At 60.7% G+C, this 23,662-nt stretch carries 17 protein-coding genes and 1 other annotated feature; of the genes, 16 read left to right on the top strand and 1 reads right to left on the bottom strand.

Annotated elements, in window-relative coordinates; genetic code table 11:
• Positions 1-289: 289 nt before the first annotated feature.
• The 12 genes from ACFSKT_RS15425 (at position 290) to ACFSKT_RS15370 (ending at position 14,620) form a co-directional block, all read left to right on the top strand.
• Positions 290-1,642 (top strand): sensor histidine kinase, encoded by a 1,353-nt coding sequence (locus tag ACFSKT_RS15425; protein ID WP_377721865.1) that lies wholly within the window; start codon positions 290-292, stop codon positions 1,640-1,642.
• 36 nt (positions 1,643-1,678) lie between these two features.
• Positions 1,679-2,347 (top strand): response regulator, encoded by a 669-nt coding sequence (locus tag ACFSKT_RS15420; RefSeq protein ID WP_377721864.1) that lies wholly within the window; start codon positions 1,679-1,681, stop codon positions 2,345-2,347.
• 251 nt (positions 2,348-2,598) lie between these two features.
• Positions 2,599-3,678: a 3-isopropylmalate dehydrogenase gene (leuB, locus tag ACFSKT_RS15415; protein ID WP_377721863.1), complete on the top strand. Its 1,080-nt coding sequence runs from the start codon at positions 2,599-2,601 to the stop codon at positions 3,676-3,678.
• 148 nt (positions 3,679-3,826) lie between these two features.
• Positions 3,827-4,375: a peroxiredoxin gene (locus tag ACFSKT_RS15410; RefSeq protein ID WP_377721862.1), complete on the top strand. Its 549-nt coding sequence runs from the start codon at positions 3,827-3,829 to the stop codon at positions 4,373-4,375.
• Positions 4,376-4,749: 374 nt separating this feature from the next.
• Complete coding sequence (locus ACFSKT_RS15405) at positions 4,750-5,175, top strand: hypothetical protein (protein WP_377721861.1); 426 nt, start codon at positions 4,750-4,752, stop codon at positions 5,173-5,175.
• A gap of 110 nt (positions 5,176-5,285) precedes the next feature.
• Positions 5,286-6,095 carry an RNA polymerase sigma factor SigI gene (gene sigI / locus ACFSKT_RS15400; RefSeq protein ID WP_377721860.1) on the top strand — a complete coding sequence of 270 codons (810 nt, stop codon included), beginning with the start codon at positions 5,286-5,288 and terminating at the stop codon, positions 6,093-6,095.
• Positions 6,092-7,633 (top strand): anti-sigma-I factor RsgI family protein, encoded by a 1,542-nt coding sequence (locus ACFSKT_RS15395; protein WP_377721859.1) that lies wholly within the window; start codon positions 6,092-6,094, stop codon positions 7,631-7,633. Before sigI ends, ACFSKT_RS15395 begins: the two co-directional genes overlap by 4 nt.
• A gap of 481 nt (positions 7,634-8,114) precedes the next feature.
• Positions 8,115-8,522 (top strand): ATP-binding protein, encoded by a 408-nt coding sequence (locus ACFSKT_RS15390; RefSeq protein ID WP_377721858.1) that lies wholly within the window; start codon positions 8,115-8,117, stop codon positions 8,520-8,522.
• A 1-nt stretch (position 8,523) separates the two neighbouring features.
• Entirely contained in the window at positions 8,524-9,897 is a 1,374-nt protein-coding gene (locus tag ACFSKT_RS15385) for an ATP-binding protein (protein ID WP_377721857.1), read from the top strand.
• Positions 9,898-9,966: 69 nt separating this feature from the next.
• A complete protein-coding gene (locus ACFSKT_RS15380) occupies positions 9,967-11,484 on the top strand; it encodes a leucyl aminopeptidase (protein ID WP_377721856.1) in 1,518 nt (505 codons plus the stop codon).
• Between the two features lie 421 nt (positions 11,485-11,905).
• Positions 11,906-12,166, top strand: a binding site (T-box leader).
• Between the two features lie 78 nt (positions 12,167-12,244).
• Positions 12,245-13,912: a 2-isopropylmalate synthase gene (gene leuA, locus ACFSKT_RS15375; RefSeq protein WP_377721855.1), complete on the top strand. Its 1,668-nt coding sequence runs from the start codon at positions 12,245-12,247 to the stop codon at positions 13,910-13,912.
• Positions 13,913-13,966: 54 nt separating this feature from the next.
• Positions 13,967-14,620, top strand: a complete 654-nt coding sequence (locus tag ACFSKT_RS15370; RefSeq protein ID WP_377721854.1) for a sulfite oxidase-like oxidoreductase — start codon at positions 13,967-13,969, stop codon at positions 14,618-14,620.
• A gap of 216 nt (positions 14,621-14,836) precedes the next feature.
• Here ACFSKT_RS15370 and ACFSKT_RS15365 read toward each other — a convergent pair whose 3' ends face one another.
• A complete protein-coding gene (locus ACFSKT_RS15365; RefSeq protein ID WP_377721853.1) occupies positions 14,837-17,659 on the bottom strand; it encodes a PAS domain S-box protein in 2,823 nt (940 codons plus the stop codon).
• 227 nt (positions 17,660-17,886) lie between these two features.
• Here ACFSKT_RS15365 and glpK point away from each other — a divergent pair, with 227 nt between their 5' ends.
• The 4 genes from glpK (at position 17,887) to ACFSKT_RS15345 (ending at position 23,630) form a co-directional block, all read left to right on the top strand.
• Positions 17,887-19,362 (top strand): glycerol kinase GlpK, encoded by a 1,476-nt coding sequence (gene glpK / locus ACFSKT_RS15360; protein WP_377721994.1) that lies wholly within the window; start codon positions 17,887-17,889, stop codon positions 19,360-19,362.
• Between the two features lie 309 nt (positions 19,363-19,671).
• Positions 19,672-21,348 carry a glycerol-3-phosphate dehydrogenase/oxidase gene (locus ACFSKT_RS15355; RefSeq protein WP_377721852.1) on the top strand — a complete coding sequence of 559 codons (1,677 nt, stop codon included), beginning with the start codon at positions 19,672-19,674 and terminating at the stop codon, positions 21,346-21,348.
• A gap of 286 nt (positions 21,349-21,634) precedes the next feature.
• On the top strand, positions 21,635-22,627 hold the full coding sequence (locus ACFSKT_RS15350) for an aldo/keto reductase (protein ID WP_377721851.1): 993 nt from the start codon (positions 21,635-21,637) through the stop codon (positions 22,625-22,627).
• 79 nt (positions 22,628-22,706) lie between these two features.
• Positions 22,707-23,630 (top strand): aminoglycoside phosphotransferase family protein, encoded by a 924-nt coding sequence (locus ACFSKT_RS15345; protein WP_377721850.1) that lies wholly within the window; start codon positions 22,707-22,709, stop codon positions 23,628-23,630.
• The last annotated feature ends 32 nt before the right edge of the window (positions 23,631-23,662 follow it).

Below are 23,662 nucleotides of genomic sequence, written 5' to 3'. Positions count from 1 at the left end.
TCGACCGTAATTTCATACGGATTAAGGCCATGCTACCGGTCCGCCGGCGCAGGCCGATGCAAGCCGCCCCACGAGGCCATATGCGAACCGGATCGCCGGGAACGCCGCCTCATGGGGCGGCTTTTTTCATGAGAACCAGCCATTCGCAAGTTCGCGCGCTCATCCCTTCCGGTGACAAAAAAGATGACAGGCATTCGCTGTCCTCGCGCGAAATCCGTCTCCTTCGCCTCAGGTTCCCATGCTATAATGTTGGTAAAACTAGACACATGTACACGGGGGCGTAAGCAGAATGTTTTTTGTATGGATCGCGCTATGGGTCACAGCGGCCTTGTTGATCGTCTCGAACCGGCGCAGCGCGGCGGTGCGCTGGCTCAGCCTGTTGTCGTTCTGCGCGGGGACCGGGGCGTTCGCGGCGGTCATGGAAGGCTGGATCGTCGCGGCGGTCGAGGCCGGCATGAGCGCGGCGGACGAAGCGATGATCCGTCATGTGCAGCGCGGCTGCTCGTGGATCAGCTACTACGGACTGACGTATGCGTTCCTATGCTTCTCGGCTGCCTACAATAGGGAAGCGCTGCCGCAGCGAATCGCGAAGTGGCTGCCGCTGGCGGCGCTGGCGCCGATCGGCTTCATGCTGATGCTGCCGATCGCGGAGGAAGTGCCGGTGCATTATGAGATTTTGGCGATATGGGCGCTGCCTTACACCGCGGCGGGAACCCTTCTCTTGCTGCGCAAGCGCGGGATGAATCCGGCGGAACGGCGCGCGCATCTGGTCGTGACCGCGGCGGTGGTGCCGGCGCTGCTCATCGCCGTCACGATGAATTACGTCATGCCGCTATTCGGCGTGTACCGGATGTGGGTGTACAACGTATGGCCGATCGCCATCGCGTTCCTCATTTTCATCGTGTCGCTGTTCAACTTCGGCTTTCTCGGCGTGCAGCTGCTCATCGAGCGGCGCAGGATGGATTACTCGCTTCGCGCGATCACGAGCGGGACGGCGATGCTTAACCATGCGATCAAGAACGATATCGGCAAGATCAAGCTGTTCAGCGACAAAATCGAGCGGGCGGCGGGAAACGAAACGAACGCCGAGCTGCGGGAGGATATTCGCGTCATCGCCAGCGCCGCGCAGCATATCGAGGCCATGATCCGCAGCGTGCACGACCGGACGCAGGAGCTTCGGCTGCAGACGCAGCGCGTCAATTTGGCCGAGCTGGTCCGTCTGCAGACCGCGTCGCTTGCGCCGGCGGTAGATGGGCGCATTACGGTGACCGCGGAGCTGGATGAGTCGGCCGAGGCGGACGCCGATCCCGCGCAGACGCTGGAGGCGATCGGCAACGTGCTGAACAACGCGGTCGAGGCGATGCCTTCCGGCGGCGAGCTGCACGTCTGTGTCCGCAGCGCCAAGCGGGGCAGCACGATCGAGATTCGGGATACGGGCGGCGGCATCGACAAGCGGAACCTGCGCAAGGTGGTCGAGCCTTTTTATACGACCAAGAGCGGGAAAAGCATGAATTTCGGACTTGGGCTCGCCTACTGCTATCAGCTGATGAACCGGCAGGGCGGCGAGCTGCGGATCGAGAGCGAATTGGGCAAAGGCACGCGCGTCATGTTTCATTTTCCGCGAATCAAAAAGCAGAACTAACGAGCGCAAGCGACACGAGCAGCAGGGGGATCAGGGATGGAAGGACAGCGGAAGGAAGCGATTCGGGTTATGGTCGTGGAGGACGATCCGGATTGGCGCAGAGGATTGGTCGCGTATTTGCAGAGCGAGGCGGACATCGAGGTGGTCGCCAGCACGGATGAGCCGGATGCGGCGCTGGGGCTGGCGCGGGAAGCGGCGCCGGACGTCATCCTGCTCGATATTATGATGGCGGACAACCCGGCGGGACTGAAGCTGGCGGGCGAGCTGCCCGCAGCTACGGGCGCCCGGGTCATCATGCTCACGTCGATGGAGGACCGGGAGTTCGTGGTCGAGGCGTTCCGGGCGGGGGCGGTCAACTATTTGGTCAAATCCGACTTCACCGCGATTCCGCAGGCGGTCCGCCAGGCGGCGGCCGACCGCTCGGCGATCGACGCCGCCGCGGCGCAGCTCATGCTGCAGGAATTCCGGCGCCTGAAGTCGGTCGAGCAAGAATACGAGACGGACAAGTTCAAGCGCCTGGTCACGCCGGCCGAGGTCCAGCTGCTGTCGATGATCCACGAGGGCTACAGCCAGAGTCAGATCGCGGAGAAGTCGTTTCTGTCGCTGCGAACGGTCAAGAACCACGTGAATAACATTTTGCGTAAAATCGGGGCCAAGAGCAGCAAAGACGCGGCGCAGCAGGCGAAGGACAAAGGGCTGTTCTAGAAGGGAAAGGATAGGCAAGGCAGAAAGCGGGGGCGAAGCTTCCCGCTTTTTTTCATAAATGGACACAGGGCGCGCTTGTCTTATACGTAAAACCTATAAAAGCGATAGCTTTCATATCTTGGTCGGATCGAAGCAAATATGGTACAACTGTTGATAGAGTGAGAATCGTATTCAATTAGCCGATTAGCGGCTTTGAACCCGAGCGAATGCAAGCAGGCCGGGAATGAAAACAGAGGGAGTAGTGAAACATAATGGCTGACGTAAAAAAAATCGCCGTCATCGCAGGTGACGGAATCGGACCGGAAGTAGTTGGCGAAGCACTGAAAGTCCTGAAGAAAACCGAGGAGCTGTTCGGCTACCAATTCGAGACGGAGCACGGCCTTTTCGGCGGCATCGCGATCGACGAGAAAGGCACGCCGCTGCCGCAAGAGACGCTGGAGATCTGTCAGAAAGCCGACGCCGTGCTGCTTGGCGCGGTCGGCGGCCCGAAATGGGACAACAACTCGAAGGAGCTTCGTCCAGAGACCGGCCTGCTCGGCATCCGCAAGGCGCTCGGCCTGTTCTCGAACATCCGTCCGGCTACCGTGTTCGATTGCTTGAAGGAAGCGTCCACGCTGAAGCCTGAAGTGCTCGACGGCACGGATCTTATCGTCGTGCGCGAGCTGACCGGCGGCATCTACTTCGGCGAGAAATTCCGCCGTGAAGGCGCGAACGGCGAAGAAGCGGTCGATACCTGCGTATACAATGTGACGGAAGTGGAGCGCATCGTTCGCCAGGCGTTCGATATCGCGCGCACGCGCCGCAAGAAGCTGGCTTCGGTCGACAAAGCGAACGTCCTCGAGACGTCCCGCCTGTGGCGCGAAGTCGTCAACCGGATCGCGCCTGAGTATCCGGACGTCGAGCTGGAGCACGTCCTCGTCGACAACTGCGCGATGCAGCTGCTCCGCCGTCCGGCGAGCTTCGACGTCATCGTGACGGAGAACATGTTCGGCGACATCCTGAGCGACGAAGCGGCCATGCTGACGGGTTCGATCGGCATGCTGTCCTCCGCGTCGCTGGGCGAAGGCAGCTTCGGCCTGTACGAGCCGGTACACGGCTCCGCGCCGGATATCGCGGGTCAAGGCATCTCCAACCCGATCGCGACGATTCTGTCGGTCGCGCTCATGTTCCGTCTGTCGTTCGGCTATCACGAAGCGGCGCAAGTGATCGAAGACGCCGTGAAGAACGTGCTTGACGCCGGTCACCGCACGGGCGACATCGCGGTCGACAAGAGCAAGGCGATCGGCACGACGGCGATGGGCGATCTGATCGTTGCGGCCATGGTAAAATAAAACAACTCTCTTCAAATTATAATTATTATTGTTAACGAATAGCTTTTATCTTGACTCTATTCTAATGTAATGGTACCATTTATTCGAAAGTCACTTACTGTGACGCAGGTAAAGAAATGTTACGTATTAGAAGGAGGAAATCTTACTCATGACACAACGTTTGGTAGGACGTCCGGCTCCGGACTTCGCAATGGAGACTGTTTCCGGCGACGGCAAAACTTTCGGTAAAGCATCCCTGAACGACTACAAAGGCAAATGGCTCGTGCTGTTCTTCTATCCGCTGGACTTCACGTTCGTATGCCCGACTGAAATCACGGCGCTGTCCGCAGCTGCCGAAGAGTTCAGCAAGCTCGACACCGAAATCCTCGGCGTTAGCGTGGACTCCATCCACAGCCACCGCGCTTGGATCAACACGCCGGTTGCCGACAACGGCCTTGGCCAACTGAACTTCCCGCTTGCTGCCGACATCACGAAGACGGTTGCTCGCGACTACGGCGTTCTGATCGAAGAAGAAGGCGTCGCGCTTCGCGGCCTGTTCATCATCGATCCAGAAGGCGAACTGAAATACCAAGTCGTTAACCACAACGACGTGGGCCGCAGCGTAGAAGAGACGCTTCGCGTTCTTCAAGCTCTGCAATCCGGCGGTCTGTGCCCAATGAACTGGAAGCCAGGCGACAAGCACCTGGTTGCTCAATAGTAGCCTGACCAACAAAGGCTGGCACCGTTTTATGCGGCGCCAGCCTTTTTGTTTTGGAGAAATGTAAGTGGAATGAATGGCCATAACGTATTCATATCTTGTATCTCAAGCGAAGAAACCGGCATCCTCTCGAGAATGCCGGTTTTTTCCTGCTTGCCGGGCTTTGGGCGAAAGCAGGAATTAGGCTAGCTCACCGCGAATACGTTAGAAGAAGCCTAGCGGATCGCTGCCTTGTAGATGAAGCAAGTCTCATAGCGAGCGACACGCCAACCTTGCTGCACCTGTCATGAAATTGGAAGATCGGCGCTTATCAACTAAACGTAGGAGCAGACCGATAGTACAAATATAGACGGTACTAGAAGGGAGAAAGACAAATGAGTTTTTGCTGCGGTGCTAGCATGATCGGAACGAACGGGACGCTGAAGCACTTCCGGACGCATATCCATAACGTTCCGATTCTTTTTTGCCCGGTATGCCACAGAGTGGAGATTCATCACGGGATTGAGAATGAGTACGAGATTCTGGCCGAGTACGCACATGGAGACGGCGCTTCCGAGGTCGATTTCCTCGAATACGTCGAGCAGGACGGCCTTACGTTGTTTGAAAACTGCGTGAATAACGAGAACGAAGATCCGCTTGATGTCGTTTCCAACCAGATCGACATGGCGCTGGATCTGCTCAGCTTCGCGGCCCAGATTCAAGACGAGGCTTGGACGGCGGAACTGAAGAAACGTCTCGGGGTGCTCGGCCAGCGAAAGATGAAGCTGCGTCAGCGCCGTACTTCGGAAGGTTATTGTTAAGCGATTCAGCCTCCTTCGCCAAGGAGGCTTTCATTTTTTTATGGCTTCTCAAGCCCGGCCCCCTCAATACGGAGTGCGGTTGCGAAACTATTTATTAAGAGGTGGAGCGGTTGCTACTAGTACTGTTTAAACGCTTTTTCGGCAAGCAGAGCCGGGCGGCAGTCGAACAGGAAACACCCGAGGCGATCGTCATGCGCATCCGCGCGGGCGATGCTTCCCGCGACGATTTTATCGCCGCGTACGAACCTTATATTGCGAAGGTGACGAGCCGGTTCTGCAAACGATATGTGAACCCCGAATACGACGATGAATTCAGCATTGCGCTCAGCGCCTTCGACGAAGCCATCAATCAATTCTCGCCCGAGGCCGGCAGGTCGTTCCTTGGTTTTGCCGATACGGTCATCCGCCGCAGGCTGATCGACTACGTGCGCAAGGAGCAGCGGCATGCGAGCAGCGTCCCGACAAGCGCCTTCGACGCGCTCGACGAGGACGAGCAGACGATTAACCCAGTGGAACGCAACGAAGCGATGGCCCGTTACGAAGCGCAGCGGGAGAGCGACGCGAGGCGGCTGGAGATCGCCGACTATAACACCTGCCTCGGCAGGTATGACATAAGCTTTGCCGAATTGCCCGATTTGTCGCCCAAGCACGCGGATTCCCGCAGATTGCTCGCTTCGATTGCGTTTATGCTGGCGGACACGCCTTCGCTGATGAACGCGCTCGGCGCCAGCGGCAAAATGCCGATCAAAGAGCTGTGCCTCATGGCCGGCGTGTCGCGAAAGACGATCGAGCGCAATCGCAAATACATTATTGCTCTTGCTTTGCTGCGGGACGGCGATTTCCCGCATTTGCAAGGCTATCTACAGCATTTGCAGCCAGATGACGCTAGCGTCAGCACAATGAAAGGAGGAAGCGCATGAACCGGGCAGTGGTGATGGAAATACGGAGTAATGTCGCTGTTGTCATGACGCCGGACGGAGAGTTTCGGAAGGTGAAAGCCAGCGAGGGCGTGCAGGTCGGGGACGAGATCCGACTGGATGAGGCAGCCCTGCCACTGACGCGCAAGCGCGCGTGGGGAGGCAAATCGCGCTATGGGATGGCGACCGCCGCGGCCGCGATCATGCTGCTTCTTTTAACGCCATGGCTGGTGAAAGTCGCGTCGCCGCAGCCGGCTGTGGCCGCGTACTTGACGATGGATATTAATCCGAGCGTGGAGCTGGGCATCGACGGCAAGGAGCGGGTCATGGAGCTTCATCCGCTCAATCCGGACGGCGCGAAGCTGATCGAGGGGCTTGAATACGAAGGCCAGCCAGCCGAAACGGTAGCGGCCGCGATCACGGATCGTGCCCGGGACGCCCATTACTTCGATAGCGAAGAAGGCGACGTCTTCATCACGAGCGTGCTTGTGAAAGGCAACGAGGCGTACGAGGATGCGCTCACCGAGCATGTGCAAGCGGCGGTGAAGGAAACGCTGGCCGTCAAGAAAGAGACGGCTCCGGCAGCGGATGCGGTGAAGGTGTCCACGCTGAGCGTTCCGGCGGAAGTGCGTGAGGAAGCGAAGCAAAGCGGCGTCTCTTCAGGCAAAATGGCGTTCTATCTGTTGGCGAAAAACGAAGGGCACGAGGTGGATTTGGAGGCACTGAAGCATCAGTCCATCCATAACACGGCAAAAGCGCTTGGCGGCGTGGAAAAGGTCATCAAGCCGAACGAGAAACAGCCGACGGGCGAGGCAACGATCGATAAGAAGTCGATCAAGACGAAGCTGAAGGCGCTCGCGGCCGAAGCCCAATCGAAGCGCGGCCAGGAGAAGGCGACAACGCCAGCGAAGCCGGATGCGGCCAAGCCGGAGAAGGGCGCTGCCACCGACGGCAAGACGCCAGCCGAGCCGGTGAAGAATAACGGCAAGCCTGCGGCAGGCTCGCAAGGCACAGGTGGCCAAGCGCAGCAGGTTCAGCCTGGTTCGGAGCAGGCTTCCGGCAAGGCGAACGGCAACGGAAACAAGTGGAAAGATCGCGAGAAGGACGTCAATTCGAAGCGCTCCGACGACGATCGGAAGCAGGGGCGCGACAGCGAGGATGACGACCGCGACGACGAGGATAACGATACGGACCGGCAGGACGGGCAGCAGGGCGGTAAAACCGCCTCTACTGGCCGTCATGACGGCGGTTCCGCCTCGGCGCAGAAGGATAACGACGCAAGCGGCGCCAAAGCGAGCCAAGGCAATGGCAGTGCCGGCACCAAGAATAGCGGGAAGACGAATGGCCGCGAGGCCGATGAGGATGAGGGCGGAACCGGCAGTCAGAGCAAGGGCAAATCCCGCGCCGATGAAGCCGACGATACCGATTCGGACAAGAGTCAAGGACGCAACCCGACGAAGCAGCAGGAGCGGGAGCGCGGTTCGGATAAAGACAGCGGCAACCGTAACGACAACAATCGAGGGAGTAAGAGCGAAGATTAGCCGGCGATGAGAGAAAGCCGGAAGGTCGGGGCAAGGCGCGGGAGCATGGCTTCCGCGCCTTCTTGCATGCGGTGCGGTCATATGGCCGCGTCGCTTGCGCCTAACGGCTGTGCGTACGTGATGGCGCTTCGTGCCCAATGGCTGTACGTACCTCTTAGCCATCCAGATTGGGGCTTATACACGATCGGGGTGCTTTCACGCCAAAGAAGGGTCGCAATTCGGGGGCGATTGCCTATTTTGGTTCTCAATGGTGATGGCATAAGCCTTAGGGCTGTACGTACCTATGCCGTTTTATCATTCGTGACGGTCGCTTTTACTCCCCTGGACACAGATGGATCCCTTTCCGATAGCGCGTTATGCGGCGATTTTCGACAATCTCTTCGGTTGCAAACGGCAGACGCAGTTACTATCATTATTTGTAAGTGCATCCATGTACGGGCATAGCGAAACGGCAATTGTTCAGACGGAGGCGATGGGGCTCGTGGAAATTTTCCACATTCGGGAATGGGCGGACGCGATACATGCGCGTCGGAAAGGGCGCGAAATCGCGTCGCGCATCGGATTCGGGTTGGTCGATCAGACGATTATTGCGTACACGATCTCGGAGCTTGCGCTAAAATTGATTCAATTTCCGGAGAAGGGCCATATGGTCATTCGTAAAATGGAACGGTGCAAAGGGGAAGCGGGCGGAGGCCCGGGGCTGGAAGTCCGCATCTACGATCATTACCGGGGGCGCGAGCGGATCTCGGCCGAGTGGGTGCGCCCGCTCGTCGACGACATGGTGGCGGCGTGGGACCCGGCGCGCGGCAACGTGATTCAGTTTCGGAAATGGCTAGCCCCTTGGCGCGTCGATTTCCCGGTTTATGCGGCAGGAGAGGAGCAGGGCTAGCATGCAGGCAATTCGAAAGCGCTATTTTCCGGCGCTTGCGGAATATGTAAGAAGCGGCAGTGAGCAATCGCTGTTCGAAGCGACCGAGATCGGCAAATGGCTGCAGGGCGTGCATCCGGAGGATATTATCGCGATTCATGAGGAATCGATGCAGATGCTGGTCGCGAACGTGGAATCGGACGAGGCGCTCAAGCTGTACAGCCGGTCGTTCGTGTTTCTGATCGAGCTGATGGTGGCGTTCCGGTTCCGGGACGAGCGGGAGCCGGTGCCGCTCGAGCGGATGAGCGCAGCGCGCGACCAGGTGCTGCGATCCCAACAGTCGGTGCAGATGGTGAAGGACAAGTACGAGAACGTGCTGCAATATATGGACAGCGGCCTGGCGATATTCGATAACGACGGGCTGCTTTCTTTCGTCAACGTGCAGATGTCCAGATTGTTCGATATCCCGCGCAAAACGCTGATCGGCTGCAATCTTCGCGACATTCTGCTGCATCCGAAGCTGCGCAAAAGCACGCGGCGCATCGTGCTGCGGGTGTACAAAGAGATGGTACTCCGGCGCAGCCGCTACTTCGAGCTGCAGGACGCGAACGGCCGCCATTTGCTCGTCACCATTACCTACGGCGATCAGCTGGACGGCGACTATCTGTTCAGCGTGAAGGACGTGTCGGAGTATAAGCAAATCGAGCAGACGGCTTACCAGAACGACAAATTGGCGATGCTCGGCAAGATCGCCGCTTCCATCGCCCACGAGATTCGCAATCCGCTTACGTCGATTCGGGGGTTCATCCAGCTGCTGCGGCCGCATTTGTTCCAGCTTGGGAAGGAAGAATACGCGCGGATCATTCTCGCCGAGATCGACCGGGCGAACGATATCATTTATGAATTTCTCAATTCGTCGAAGCCGTCGGCTCCGATGAAGCAGAACGTACATATCGGCTCCTTGCTGAAAGAAGTCATCATGCTGTGCGAGAGCGAGGCGCTCATGAAGGGCAGCGAAATTCAGTATGAAGCCTACGACGACCAGATGACGACGTCCGTGGACGTCAAGCAGGTGAAGCAGGTGTTCCTGAATATGATGCGCAACGCGATGGAGGCGATCGAGGAGATCAGCGAGGAGCGGAGCGGGCGCATCGATATCGTCATCCGGCGCGACGGTTCCTATGCCGAAATTACGGTGCGCGACAACGGCAAGGGCATGGATCATACGGTGCAGAACCGGCTGTTCGACCCGTTCTTCACCACCAAAGAAGCCGGCACGGGACTCGGGCTTGCGGTCAGCTACCGGATCGTGCGCAACCACGGGGGCTCGATCCGCGTCACAAGCAGCAGCGGGGAAGGCACGGACTTCAAGATCTATTTGCCATTAGTGGAGTAAAGGCTTAGAATCGGGTATGCTGAGAATACCCGATTTTTTGGCATTTGCACGGAAGGAGAATGAACAATAATGGCTAACATTCAATTTACATACGGGGTGCAGGATCGCGGCGCGGCCGACTTTGACGTTATCGTCGCGTTCTTGGACCGGGAAGATCTGCAGCAGGCGGACGCGGAGTGGGTGCATCCGCAGCTGGACGCCGCGCTGCGGGCGCACGCGGCTAAAGGGCTGTTCAAGGCGGACGCCAAGGAAGCGCTCGTGCTGCCGACGCTCGGCCTGCTGCCGGCAGGTCATGTCATCTATGCCGGCATTACGCATAAGAACGATACGCTGGACAGTCTGCGCGATGCGGCGGCGTCGGCGGCGAAGGCGGCTAGCAAGCTGAAGGCGACCGCCATTCAGCAGCTCATTCCGGCCGCGGTAAGCGCGGGCGCATCGACGTATACGATCGCGCAAGCGGCGCAGGCGCTGACCGAAGGCTACGCGCTCACGCTGTACAAGCGCAAGTCGGCGAAGAAGGAGCAAGCCGCCCAGACGGTGCGCTCGGTCGCGTTCGTCTCGGCGCTTGCGGTAGAGGGCAGCGAGGCGGCATCGCAGTGGGAAGCGGGCATCGAGCGCGGCAAGGTATTCGCCGAGGGGGTCAATTACGCGCGCGATTTGACCAACATGCCGGGCAATAAGCTGTATCCGGAGCTTCTGGCGATGGAAGCGGAGGATACGCTCGGGCAATACGAGGATCTGGAAGTCGAGGTGCTCGACGAATTCACGGCGGCCGAGCAGGGGATGGGCGGCTTGATGGCCGTCGGCCAAGGCAGCGCGCATCCGCCGCGGATGATCGTCATCCACTATCGCGGCGACGAAGAGAACGATACGGTATGGGGCCTGGTCGGCAAAGGCATCACGTTCGACACCGGCGGCATCTCGCTGAAGCGGGCGCCGGGGATGGAGGAGATGATCTCCGACATGGGCGGCGCGGCCGCGGTGCTCGGCGTCATGCGCATTCTCGGGGAGCTGAAGCCGAAGGTGAACGTGGTCGCGGTCGTGCCATCCGCGGAGAACATGCCGTCCGACCGCGCCTTCAAGCCGGGCGACGTCATTACGATGATGAACGGCACGACGGTCGAAATTACGAATACCGACGCGGAGGGCCGGCTCGTCCTGGCCGATGGCGTGACGACGGCGATCCGTCGGGGCGCGACGAAGCTCGTCGACGTGGCGACGCTGACCGGCGCGATCCTGATCGCGCTTGGCGACGTGGCGACGGGCGCGATCGGCAACGACGAACAGCTGCTGCAGGACGTCATCTTGGCGTCGAAGCATGCCGACGAGCGGATTTGGCCGATGCCGAATTATCCGGAATTCCGCAAGCAGCTCGACAGCGATCAGGCGGATATGCGCAACAAAGGCTCGCAGTACGGCGCGGCGAGCATCGCGGGATTGTTCATCGGCGCGTTCGCCGAAGAGCGTCCGTGGGTGCATCTGGACATCGCCGGAACGGCATGGCTCGAGCGCGAACGCAGATGGGAGCCGAAGGGCGGCACGGGCGTCATGGTGCGCACGCTGGCGGAGCTGCTGCTTCGCGCTTAGGGTGCCATCAAATGAAAGGAGCGGCTTGTGCGCCGCTCCTTTTTTGCTTGGGAAATGATATGGATGAGGACTTGCGGATAAGCAAAGCGGACGAAAGCGAAGGTCAGCTCGAAGTTTAGGTTAAGGGAAAACGTCCGGTGAAGCGCCAATCCATGCCTATAGTTGACAGGCTTATGCCTTATAGGAATGACCTTGAAACCCGCTGAAGCTTTGTCCGCGAGGACAAAAGCGTGCCAGCTCGAAGCAACCCGCCATCCGCTACCAATCGAGCAAGCACGAAAAGGGAGTCCAGAGGGCGAAGTCCTTTGGTTCCCCTCGGCGGAGGGGGAAGGGGGAGGGAACAAGCCAAAACCGCGCAAGTTCAAAAATTCAGAATATGCTTGATAAGCGTGGAGCAATGTAGTATATTAGCAACAATATTTGAAATACGTTGCAGAGGACCAGTAGGAATGCGCAACTCGCGTAGCAGAGAGCTGTTGGATGGTGCGAAACAGCCGCGAAGCCGATCCGAACTCACCTTGAAGTAGCCCGCCGAAATTCAGCAGAGTAAGCGGAGCCGGAGCCTGACCGTTACAACAGGAGGATAAGGGAGGAACACGCCCTCATCCGTTGAGCGCATGCCGGAGCCCCGGCGTGAACCAGAGTGGTACCGCGTAAGATGTCACAGTCTTTCGTCTCTATACAGTATAGAGACGGAAGGCTTTTTTATTTTCTCCGTGCCGCCGCACGGGCCTATACCTAGAAGAAGGTGGTCATCATCATGAACAATGTCGAGAAGTATGCCCGCGGCTATTTTATGCCGCCGAAGCCAAGCATGAAGTGGGTAGAGAAGGAATACATCACCGAAGCGCCGACCTGGTGCAGCGTCGACCTTCGCGATGGCAACCAAGCGCTGGTCGTGCCGATGAACCTGGAGGAGAAGCTGGAGTATTTCCAGATGCTCGTGAAGATCGGCTTCAAGGAAATCGAGGTTGGCTTCCCGGCGGCGTCGGAGACGGAATTTACGTTCCTGCGAACGCTGATCGAACAGAACCTGATCCCGGACGACGTGACGATCCAAGTGCTTACGCAATCGCGCGAGCATATCATCCGCAAGACGTTCGAGTCGCTGAAGGGCGCGAAGAGCGCGGTCGTCCATCTGTACAACTCCACCTCCGTCGCCCAGCGCGAGCAGGTGTTCAAGAAGTCGAAGGAAGAGATTATCGCGATCGCGGTCGCGGGCGCGAAACTGTTCAAGGAAGTCGCGGCCGAGACGGAAGGCAACTTCAAATTCCAATATTCGCCGGAGAGCTTCACGGGCACCGAGATCGACTTCGCGCTTGATATCTGTAACGCGGTGCTGGACGTCTGGCAGCCGACGCCGGAGAACAAGGTCATCATCAACCTGCCGGCGACGGTCTCGATGTCGATGCCGCACGTATACGCGAGCCAGATTGAATATATGAGCGAACACATGAACTACCGCGAGAACGTCATTCTCTCGCTCCACCCGCACAACGACCGGGGCAGCGGCGTGGCGGACGCCGAGCTGGGCATCCTGGCGGGCGGCCAGCGGATCGAAGGCACGCTGTTCGGCAACGGGGAGCGGACGGGCAACGTCGACATCGTGACGCTGGCGCTGAACTTGTATTCGCACGGCGTCGACCCGGGTCTGGACTTCTCCAACATTACGGAGATCATCGAGATGTACGAGCGCGTCACGCGCATGAAAGTGAACGAGCGCCAGCCGTACGGCGGCAAGCTGGTGTTCGCGGCGTTCTCCGGCTCCCATCAGGACGCCATCGCCAAAGGCATGAAGTGGCGCGAGGACAACGACTGCCAGCACTGGACGGTGCCGTACCTTCTGATCGATCCGAAGGACATCGGCCGGGAATACGAAGGAGACGTCATTCGCATCAACAGCCAATCCGGCAAAGGCGGCATCGGCTACCTGCTCGAGCAGAAGTACGGCCTGGACCTGCCGGCGCGCATGCGCGAGAGCTTCGGCTACGCGGTCAAGAACGTCTCCGACCGCGAGCAGAAGGAGCTGCAGCCGGAAGAGATCTACGACATTTTCGTCCGCGAATACGTCAACATCGCGGCGCCGGTGCAATTCTTGAACTACCGGTTCACGGAGCACGACGATTTCCAGACGGTCGTCAAGGTGAAGGTCAATGGCGAAGCGCGCGAGTTCACGGGCGCGGGCAACGGACGCCTCGATGCCATCAGCAGCGCCATCCAGAACGAGCTCGGCATTCGCTATTCGAACCTGATCTACAAGGAGCATGCGCTGACGGTCGGCTCGGGCTCGCAGGCGGTCTCGTACATCGGCGTGACGGCCGAAGACGGCACCGAGCATTGGGGCTGCGGCATCGACGTCGACATCATGACTTCCTCGGTCAAAGCGCTGTTCAGCGCGGTGAATAAAATCGCGTCGCAGCGGGGATAACGTTGGAAGCACGGCCGGCAGTCGCCGGGCGTGGGGCGCGAGGAGGCGAAACGCATGGTGTATGTGCATGGCGCGAACGAAGAGCGCGACATTGATCCGGCCCGGATTCCGCCGGGCCAGATTCTGACGACGAATTTTCCGGTGCTCCATCACGGCGACGTTCCGTATTACAACAATATGGCGCTGTGGAACCTGAAGCTGTTCGGACTCGTGGAGGAAGAAGTGACGATCGGCTACGGCGAGTTCATGAAGCTGCCGATGCGCGAATTCACGAACGACATTCACTGCGTGACGACCTGGTCTCGTCTGGATAACGTGTGGGGCGGCGTCGCGGTGTCGACGATCCTGGAGAAAGTCCGGCTGAAGCCGGAAGCGAAGTACGTCATGCTTCACGCCGAGCAGGGGTGGTCGACGAACCTCCCCCTGGAAGATTTCATGCGCGAGACGTCGCTGCTGGCAGTGCGCCACGGCGGCGAGCTGCTGACGCCGAAGCATGGGTATCCGGTGCGGATGGTCGTGCCGCATCTGTACTTCTGGAAGAGCGCCAAGTGGCTGCGCGGCATCGAGTTCATGGCGGAGGATAAGCCGGGCTTCTGGGAGCAGCACGGGTACCACATGTACGGCAATCCCTTTAAGGAAGAGCGCTTTGCCGAAGGGTATGGCGACGACGAAGAGGATTACAGCTTTATTTTCAACAACCCGGAATGAACGCGAAGGAAGCCCCCGGTCTTAGGACCGGGGGCTTTCTGGCGCTTGTGGATGAGCGCAAACGATGATGCAGGTGGTCGACGTATCGCGGCTACAGCGGCAAATCTCGCCTCGAGAAGCGGTAGATAGCGGCTGCGAACGCCGCGGTGCCGACGAGCAGGAGCACGCGGCCGGCCCGGAGGACGCCGCTGTCGAGGGTATACGGAACCGGCGCGCTTATCGCTCTTGCTTCGGGGTTCGCGGCGCCCATTGCTTGACGACGCGCTCGACCTCCTGGGCGAACACCGGCTTGCTGATGAAATCCTGCATGCCGGCCGCCAAGCAGCGATCGCGGTCTTCCCGCCGCGCATAGGCGGTGACGGCGACGATGACGGGGCGATCCGCTTCGTCGAACATCCGATGGATCTTCTCGGCAGCTTCGAATCCGTTCATGACCGGCATTTGCAGGTCCATGAAGACGATATCGTACGAGCCGGCGGCCGCCATTCGGATCGCTTCGGCGCCGTTCTCCGCCGAATCCGGCTCGCAGCCGAGCTTGCGCAGCAAGGTGGCGAGCAGCATCCGGTTCACCGGCACGTCGTCGACGACGAGCAGGCGAAGCGGGCCGGAAGGCGAGTCCGCGGGCCGTGTCCGCGCTGCGGAAGCCGCGAGGCCCGGGGTATGGGCGAGCGCAGCGTTAGCCGCTGCTTGGCTTTCGGCGCCTTGCTCCAGCCGTCCGACCGGCAGCGCGTATTCCGCGCCGGCGCTCGCCTCATGCGAAGGCAGGCCGAACGGTACCGTGAAGCTGAAGACGGAGCCTTCGCATTCCTTGCTGCTGACCGTAATCAGGCCGCCCATCAGCTCGACGAGCTTTTTGCAGATGGCCAATCCCAGTCCCGTCCCGCCGTACTTGCGGTTGATGGCCGGATGAAGCTGGGTAAAAGATTGAAACAGCAGCTGCTGTTTGTCGGGCGGAATGCCGATGCCGGTGTCGGTCACCGTGAATTCGATATAGAGCCGGTGCGGTTCGGCAGGCTCGTGCATGGAGACGCTGATCTGGACGGCGCCATGCTCGGTGAACTTGATCGCGTTGCCGAGCAAGTTGACGATAATTTGCCGCAGTTTGCCTTCATCGCCGATGACCAGAGCCGGGATGCGTTCGTCGAACCGCCAATCGAGTCCGATGCCGCGCTCGGCCGCCCGGGGGGCGAATAGCGAAGCGGCGCTTTCCACGACATCGCGGACGGAGAGCGGCTCGTCGATCAGTTCCATTTTGCCGGCTTCGATCTTGCTGAAATCGAGTATTTCGTTAATGATGCGCATGAGCGCGTCACCGCTCTGCCGAATCATGTCCGCGTAGCCGCGCTGCTCCTCGTCGAGCGCGGTATCCGCGAGCAGCTCGGTCATGCCGATGACCCCGTTCATCGGCGTGCGGATTTCGTGGCTCATGACGGCGAGGAATTCCGACTTGGCCTGGTCCGCGCGTTCGGCCGATTCTTTGGCGCGCAAAATTTCGTGCTCGCTCGTCTTGTCCCGGAAGACGACGACGGCGCCTTTGACCTCGCCTTTGTCCGTCATCGGGGTGACCTGATATTCGACGAGGAAGCTCGACCCGTCTTTGCGCCACATGACGGATTCCTTGTTGTGGTACGTGCGGCCGCTCTGGATGACCCGGAAAATAGCGTCCTCCCCGTCAAGGAGCTGCGGCGCATTCGAATAAGGCTCTTGCAGGATGCCGCGGTACGGCTTGCCGATCAGCTCCGAAGGCTCGAAGCCGAGCATCGCCGCTCCGGCCGGGTTGACGAACATCGTGTTACCCTCGGTGTCGAGGCCGAAGATGCCCTCGGATACGGCGTTCAGGATGAGCGTATAGCTTGTGCTCAGCTTCTCGATCTGCTCGATGTACCGCTGGCGCTCGGTAATATCGGTCGTGATGCCGAATACGCCGACGACCTCGGAGTCGACCACGATCGGGATGTTGGTGGAATTAATCTCCACCAGATGCCCATCCTTGTGGATGATGGTCAAATCGTAGCTTTGCGGCATGCCTTGCTTGGCGAGATTGAAATGGTGCTGCGTCTTGGCCAGATCTTTCTCCGCGACGATCGGTCCCCAGTACATGCCGATCAGCTCATCCAGCGTGTAGCCGGTCAGTTTCTCGAGATTCGGATTGGCCGTCAAGTAATCGCCGTTCATATTCATCGAATAGACCGCGGCCGGATTATGATCGAACAGCGATTTGTACTTCTGTTCCCTCTCCTGCAGCAGCTGGTTGGCGCGAATGCGCTCCGTAATGTCCCGGGACACCGCGATGATCTCGTCTACGTCGCCGTTCGCGTCGAACGTATATCGGCTGGCCGACTCCAGCCACACATAATGGCCATCTTTATGCCGATAGCGGAAAATCACGCGGCTGCCTTGCGTGTGCACGATTTCGGCCAGAAAGGCCCGCACATGCTCCAGATCGTCCGGATGGACCCCGGCGATCGCGCTGTGGCCGATCATCTCTTCCGGCGTATAGCCGAAGAACGCCCGGCAAGATGGGGAGGAGTAGGTGATGGTGGCATGCTCGTCGGTTTTGTGCCGGGAAATCCAATCGAGCGACACGTCCGTGACCAGCCGATGTTTGTATTCGCTCACGCGCAGCTGCTCTTCGCGCTGCAGCTGCGCCGTCATATCGATCATTTGCACCAAATAGCGGGACCGATCGGTTGAGCGGTTTTCTTCCAATAGGGATAGATGCAGCGTCACCGATATGATGCAGCCGTTCTTGTGCACATAGCGTTTATGTAAGGTTAGCGGCGCGTCCGCATCCGCATCAGCGTCGGGTGCATCCGAACTGCCGCCGGACAAGAGAAAATGCGTCAGGGTCGGGTCATCCGAATGGGTCAGGTCCGCCTCGGCGATCACGGCCAATTCACCTTCGCCGTAGCCGAGCAGCCGGCACAACGCGGGGTTGGCGCGCAGCCACCGTCCTTCCTCCGCACTAAAAACGCCGATCCCGAACGGGGCCCGGCGATACGATTGCTGAAACCAAGCCTGTTCGTCAGGGTGACTCATGGAATGGCAGCCTCCTTGGCTAATGAGGGGGATAAATGCCGGTAATTCTCGCTAAGTATACCTTATTTTGTACCCAAAGTGGGCGGATTGAAAAAGCAATTTCGAGAAGCGCCGCGGGTTGCCGGCAGAGTCCTTGCTTTCTTCCGTTCCGGTGGCTGGGCTATAATGGAGGGAAAGCGTATTCATACACGGCGGAGGAGGAATCCGGGTTGAAGCAGACGTACATTATGGCGATCGATCAAGGCACGACGAGCACGAGGGCGATCGTCTTCGACGAGACGGGCGGCATCGTCGGTTCGGCGCAGCAGGAAATTCAGCAATTTTACCCGAATCCGGGCTGGGTGGAGCACAACGCCGGCGATATTTGGGTATCGGTGCTCAGCGTCATGGCCGGCGCGCTCTCCAACGCGGGCGTGGGCCCGGAGACAATCGAGGCGATCGGCATTACGAACCAGCGCGAGACGACGGTCGTCTGGGACCGCCATACGGGCAAGCCGATCATGAACGCGATCGTCTGGCAATCGCGGCAGAGCGGCGAGATCTGCGAGGCGCTCAAGGCGGATGGGCATGAGGCGTTGTTTCGGCGCAAAACGGGCCTCTTGATCGATCCGTATTTCTCCGGCACGAAGGTGAGGTGGATGCTCGATCACGTGGAAGGAGCGCGCGAGCGGGCGGAGCGGGGCGACCTGCTGTTCGGGACGATCGATTCATGGCTCGTCTGGAAAATGACCGGGGGCGACGTTCACGTCACCGACTATTCGAACGCTTCCCGCACGCTGCTGTACAACATTCACGACTTGTGCTGGGACGACGAGCTGCTGGCCGTGCTGGACATTCCGCGCGGGATGCTGCCGGAGGTGCGGGAATCGTCCGAGGTGTACGGGATGATTGTCGATCATCATTTCTTCGGGCACAGCGTGCCGATCGCGGGCATCGCCGGCGACCAGCAGGCCGCGCTCTTCGGCCAGGCGTGCTTCGAGCGGGGCATGGTCAAGAACACGTACGGCACGGGCTGCTTCATGCTCATGAACACGGGCGAGCAGGCGATCGCCTCCAAGCACGGGCTGCTCACGACGATCGCCTGGGGCATCGGCGGCAAGGTGGAGTACGCGCTGGAGGGCAGCGTGTTCGTCGCGGGGGCCGCGCTCCAATGGCTGCGCGACGGGCTGCGGATGCTGAAGTCGGCAGGAGACAGCGAGATGTACGCGTCGCGCGTGACGTCTGCGGACGGCGTGTACGTTGTGCCGGCGTTCGTCGGCCTTGGCACGCCATACTGGGACAGCGACGTGCGCGGCGCGGTGTTCGGGCTGACGCGGGGCACGGAGAAGGAGCACTTCGTGCGGGCGACGCTGGAGTCGCTCGCGTACCAGAGCCGGGACGTGCTCGATGTGATGCAGGCCGACGCGGGTCTTGCGCTCGCGGGCGTGCGCGTCGACGGCGGCGCTGTGCGCAACGAGCTGCTCATGCAGTTCCAGAGCGACCTGCTCGGCGTCTCGGTCGAGCGGCCGGCCGTCGGCGAGACGACGGCGCTCGGGGCAGCGTACTTGGCGGGGCTCGCCGTCGGCTTCTGGCCGGACCGTCAGGCGATCGCCGACAACCGGCGCGTGGAGCGGGTGTATGCCCCGGCGATGCCGCGCGTGGAAGCCGAAGCGTTGTACGCCGGCTGGCAGAAGGCGGTCCGTGCGGCGATGGCGTTCAAGTAGGCGGCGGGGGAGACGTCGCTCTTCGGGCCGGACCGCCAGGCGATCGCCGACAACCGGCGGGGCGATGATGGCGTATTCGATAGCGGGCTGCGGCCCACTATCCCCTTTGCCTCTCATGGGACAAGCAATGGCTGCGCGCTAGCTCCATCATGTCGGCGCCTATCACCCAGAAGCTTCAAACTTTCTAGACGCGGCTCGGCGGAAGGAACGGTTTGGAGCTTTTTCGGTATATATAAGGAGAAGGTTGGAAGACGAACGAGATCCGTCCGCTCGAGAGCGGGCGACAATCCGGCGAAAGGGGCGGTTCCGATGGGCAGGTGGCATGCGGCAGACCGGGAGGAGACGCTGCGGCGGATGCAGGAGACCGAATACGATGTGCTTATTATCGGAGGCGGCATTACGGGGGCGGGCATCGCGCTCGACGCGCAAACCCGGGGGATGAAGACGGCGCTGGTGGAGATGCAGGATTTTGCGGCGGGGACGTCGAGCCGGTCGACGAAGCTGGTGCACGGCGGGCTCCGCTACTTGAAGCAGCTGGAAGTGCGGATGGTGGCCGAGGTGGGCAAGGAACGCGCCGTCGTCTATGAGAACGGCCCGCACGTGACGACGCCGGAGCGGATGCTGCTGCCGATCTACAAAGGCGGCACGTTCGGCAAAGCCTCGACGTCGCTGGGGCTGCGCGTATACGACCGGTTGGCCGGGGTGAAGCACGCGGAGCGCAGAACGATGCTGAGCCGCGAAGAGACGCTCGGCAAGGAGCCGCTGCTGAAGCGCACCGGGCTGAAGGGCGGCGGCTATTACGTGGAATACCGGACGGACGACGCGCGGCTGACGATCGAGGTGCTCAAAAAAGCGGCCGAGGCCGGCGCGGACCTCGTCAATTATGCGAAAGCGGCGAAGCTGCTCTACGAGGACGGACGGCTCGTCGGCATCGAAGCGGCGGACGCAATAGGGGGCGGGACGTACACGGTGCGGGCGCGCAAAATCGTCAACGCCGCCGGTCCTTGGGTCGACGCGCTGCGGGAGCTTGACGGGTCCAAGCAGGGCAAGACGCTGCGGTTGACCAAAGGGGTGCATCTCGTCTTCGACGGACAGCGGTTCCCGCTGCGGCAGGCGGTATACTTCGATACGCCGGACGGCCGCATGGTGTTCGCGATCCCGCGGGACGGCAAGACGTACGTCGGCACGACGGATACCGATTACGAGGGCGATCCGGCACATCCCCGCATTAGCGAAGCGGACCGCGATTACGTGCTGAAAGCGTGCGCCTTCATGTTCCCCGATTTGAAGCTGACCGCCTACGACGTGGAGTCCGGCTGGGCGGGCCTGCGCCCGCTCATCTACGAGGCGGGCAAATCCCCGTCCGAGGTGTCGCGGCGGGACGAGATTTTCCATTCCCCGTCCGGGATGATCACCATCGCGGGCGGCAAGCTGACCGGCTACCGGAAAATGGCCGAGACGGTGACGGACCGGATCGCGAAGGAGCTGGCCGTCGAAGGCGCGGGGAAGTTCGGGCCGTGCCAAACCCGGACGATGCCGATATCCGGCGGCGACATGGGGGGGTCGGCGCGATTCCCTGCCTTCCTGAGCGAGATGGCGGAGCTCGGCTTGCAGGCGGGCGTGGACCCGGACGAAGCGATATGGCTGGCGCGCCGATATGGGACGAACGCCGCGGCGATCATCGGCGCGATGCCGACCGCCAAGGTGCAGGCGGCGCGTTACGGCATGCCGCCCATGCTGTACGCGGCGCTTCATTACGCGATCGAATTCGAGCGCGCGGCGAAGCCGGTCGATTTTCTCATTCGCCGGACGGGGGCCTTGTTCTTCGACATCGCTTCGGTTCGCAAGCATAAAGGCGCGGTCATTCGGGCCATGGCGGATAAGCTGCGATATACGCCCGAGCAGCGACGGGACTATGAGGAGGAGCTGGAGCGGGAGCTTGTTGCGGCGGTGCGGGCGGAAGCAGCGGGAAGCGGGAGCCGATAGGCGGGTCCGAGTCCGTCGGGCCGAGGGCGAGACTGTCCTTGGTCCGATTCCGGGCTTCCGATTATCCGAAGTCACGGGGGGGCCCATTCCGAGGGAGCGCGCTGCAACAAGCTCGCTTCCGAACGCCCCGTGGGCGACGACGCCTCGCGTACCCAAGGACAATCGTATCGCCGCCATAACCATGCCGCGCAAAGGCCGTTTGCGCGGTTTTCCTCTTTTGCCCCCTTCTAGGAATATGCGTTATGATAGGGAGGAAAATAACGGAAGTAGGAAGGCGGGCGAACAGATGGATTACGTAAAACTGGGTTCAACGGGACTCGACGTATCGCGGATTTGCTTAGGCTGCATGAGCTACGGCGATCCGGGACGGGGCGCGCACTCATGGGTGCTGAACGAGGAGCAGAGCCGTCCTTTCATCAAGCGAGCGCTGGAATACGGGATTAATTTTTTCGATACGGCCAACATCTACTCGTCGGGCGCGAGCGAAGAGGTTGTCGGGCGGGCGCTGAAGGATTACGCCAAGCGGGACGAGGTCGTCATCGCGACCAAGGTGCACGGACGGATGCATCCGGGTCCGAACGGGGCGGGCTTGTCGCGCAAAGCGATTCTGAGCGAGATCGACAATAGTTTGCGCCGGCTCGGCACGGACTACGTGGATTTGTACCAAATTCACCGGTGGGATCCGAACACGCCGATCGAGGAGACGATGGAGGCGCTGCATGACGTGGTCAAAGCGGGCAAAGCCCGGTACATCGGCGCGTCTTCCATGTATGCGTGGCAGTTCCAGAAGGCGTTGCATACGGCGGAGCGCCGCGGCTGGACGCGCTTTGTCTCCATGCAGAATTATTTGAACCTGCTCTACCGGGAGGAGGAGCGGGAGATGATTCCGCTGTGTCTCGAGGAAGGCGTATCGCTCATTCCGTGGAGCCCGTTGGCGCGAGGACGGCTGACCCGGGAGTGGGGCGAAGCAACGCAGCGTTCGCAGACCGACGAGTTCGGCAAAACGCTGTATGCGAAGACGGCCGAAGCGGACCGCAAGGTCGTGGAGCGCGTCGCCGAAATCGCGGCGGCTCGCGAGGTTCCGCGTGCGCAGGTGGCGCTCGCCTGGGTACTCCAGAAACAGCCGGTGGCCGCCCCGATCGTCGGCGCGACGAAGCCGCACCATCTCGACGACGCGGTCGCGGCGCTGTCGCTGCGGCTGACCGCGGAGGAAATCGCCGCGCTCGAGGAGCCATACGTGCCGCACGAGGTATCGGGCGGGCTGAGCGCGCGGATATAGGCGCGGGAACGAGCGGTGGCTTTTTTTGCATGGAGAAAGGAATGCGTAATAGCAAGCAGGGAAGTCGGAGGCGTTCGGCATGCGGCAATCGGATTTTAAGCAGCGAAGTACGATCTACGTCGGGCTGGGCAACCGGCGCATCGAAAGGGTCGTCGGCTCGGATGGCGCGCGCTATATTTTGAAGCCCGAAGGCGGCGATGGACGGGAGCGCATGGTGTACGAGCGGATGCTTGCCGCGTTCCCGCCGATCTATCCGAGGCTGGCGCGCGCATGGACCGACGAGGCGGACGAGGGCGCGGCATGGCTGCTGTTCGAGGACTTGGGCGAGCTGACGCACCCGCATGACCCGACCCTCGTGGAAGAAGCCGCGCGGCGCGTGGCCTGGTGGCACTCGCTTCCGCATCGGCCGATCGATCCGCTGCCGCTTCGGGGGCAGAAGCCGCTCCTCTCGGAGATGGCCGCGGAAGTGGGAGAGCGACAGGCGCCGCTTCAGGCATTCCTCCTGGAGCGCGGCTTGGCGCAAGCCGAGATCGGCGACGCGCTTCGGATCGCGGCCGGCTGGCGGGCGCCGGACGAGCCGCTCGTGTTCTCGCACGGCGATCTGCATGTCGGCAATTACGCGCGCGTTCGCGGCGAATTGTACATCCTCGACTGGGAGCATGCGCATTGGAATTACCGTACGTGGGACTTGTATCATTTGATCGACCTGTCGCACCCGCTGCATCCTCGTCCGTCCGGCTTGAACTGGCGGGAGAAGGCGCTGGACGCGTATGCGGAGGAAGCGATCCGGCTCGGCCAATCGCTGGACGCTTCGGCGCTCCGGGCGGATTACTACGCGGCGGCGGTCGTGTTCTCTCTCTGGATGCTGGGGCTGATTCGTCAGGATCTGGCCACCGGCGGAGGGCCGTGGGAGAAGCCGAAGCTGCTCGCCCAGCTGGACGAGACGTTGGCGTCGCTTACGGGGAATACGGCAGCGGCGAGAGCGGCTGGGCTGCGCGGGTGATGGAGCATCGGGCGTGCAATCGAATGGAAGAA

The sequence above is a fragment of the Paenibacillus xanthanilyticus genome (assembly GCF_042682185.1).
Classification (GTDB): Bacteria; Bacillota; Bacilli; order Paenibacillales; family Paenibacillaceae; genus Paenibacillus_Z; species Paenibacillus_Z xanthanilyticus.
This window is presented reverse-complemented; position numbering and strand designations above follow the sequence as displayed.

Bases quoted from the DNA above. Each gene is read 5' to 3' on its own strand.
- ACFSKT_RS15355 (WP_377721852.1), top strand. From the start codon at position 19,672: ATGGGCAGGTGGCATGCGGCAGACCGGGAGGAGACGCTGCGGCGGATG.
- ACFSKT_RS15385 (WP_377721857.1), top strand. From the start codon at position 8,524: ATGCAGGCAATTCGAAAGCGCTATTTTCCGGCGCTTGCGGAATATGTA.
- ACFSKT_RS15405 (WP_377721861.1), top strand. From the start codon at position 4,750: ATGAGTTTTTGCTGCGGTGCTAGCATGATCGGAACGAACGGGACGCTG.
- ACFSKT_RS15345 (WP_377721850.1), top strand. From the start codon at position 22,707: ATGCGGCAATCGGATTTTAAGCAGCGAAGTACGATCTACGTCGGGCTG.
- ACFSKT_RS15395 (WP_377721859.1), top strand. From the start codon at position 6,092: ATGAACCGGGCAGTGGTGATGGAAATACGGAGTAATGTCGCTGTTGTC.
- ACFSKT_RS15350 (WP_377721851.1), top strand. From the start codon at position 21,635: ATGGATTACGTAAAACTGGGTTCAACGGGACTCGACGTATCGCGGATT.
- ACFSKT_RS15425 (WP_377721865.1), top strand. From the start codon at position 290: ATGTTTTTTGTATGGATCGCGCTATGGGTCACAGCGGCCTTGTTGATC.
- ACFSKT_RS15365 (WP_377721853.1), bottom strand. From the start codon at position 17,659: ATGAGTCACCCTGACGAACAGGCTTGGTTTCAGCAATCGTATCGCCGG.
- glpK (WP_377721994.1), top strand. From the start codon at position 17,887: ATGGCGATCGATCAAGGCACGACGAGCACGAGGGCGATCGTCTTCGAC.
- ACFSKT_RS15410 (WP_377721862.1), top strand. From the start codon at position 3,827: ATGACACAACGTTTGGTAGGACGTCCGGCTCCGGACTTCGCAATGGAG.
- ACFSKT_RS15420 (WP_377721864.1), top strand. From the start codon at position 1,679: ATGGAAGGACAGCGGAAGGAAGCGATTCGGGTTATGGTCGTGGAGGAC.
- ACFSKT_RS15380 (WP_377721856.1), top strand. From the start codon at position 9,967: ATGGCTAACATTCAATTTACATACGGGGTGCAGGATCGCGGCGCGGCC.
- leuB (WP_377721863.1), top strand. From the start codon at position 2,599: ATGGCTGACGTAAAAAAAATCGCCGTCATCGCAGGTGACGGAATCGGA.
- leuA (WP_377721855.1), top strand. From the start codon at position 12,245: ATGAACAATGTCGAGAAGTATGCCCGCGGCTATTTTATGCCGCCGAAG.
- ACFSKT_RS15370 (WP_377721854.1), top strand. From the start codon at position 13,967: ATGGTGTATGTGCATGGCGCGAACGAAGAGCGCGACATTGATCCGGCC.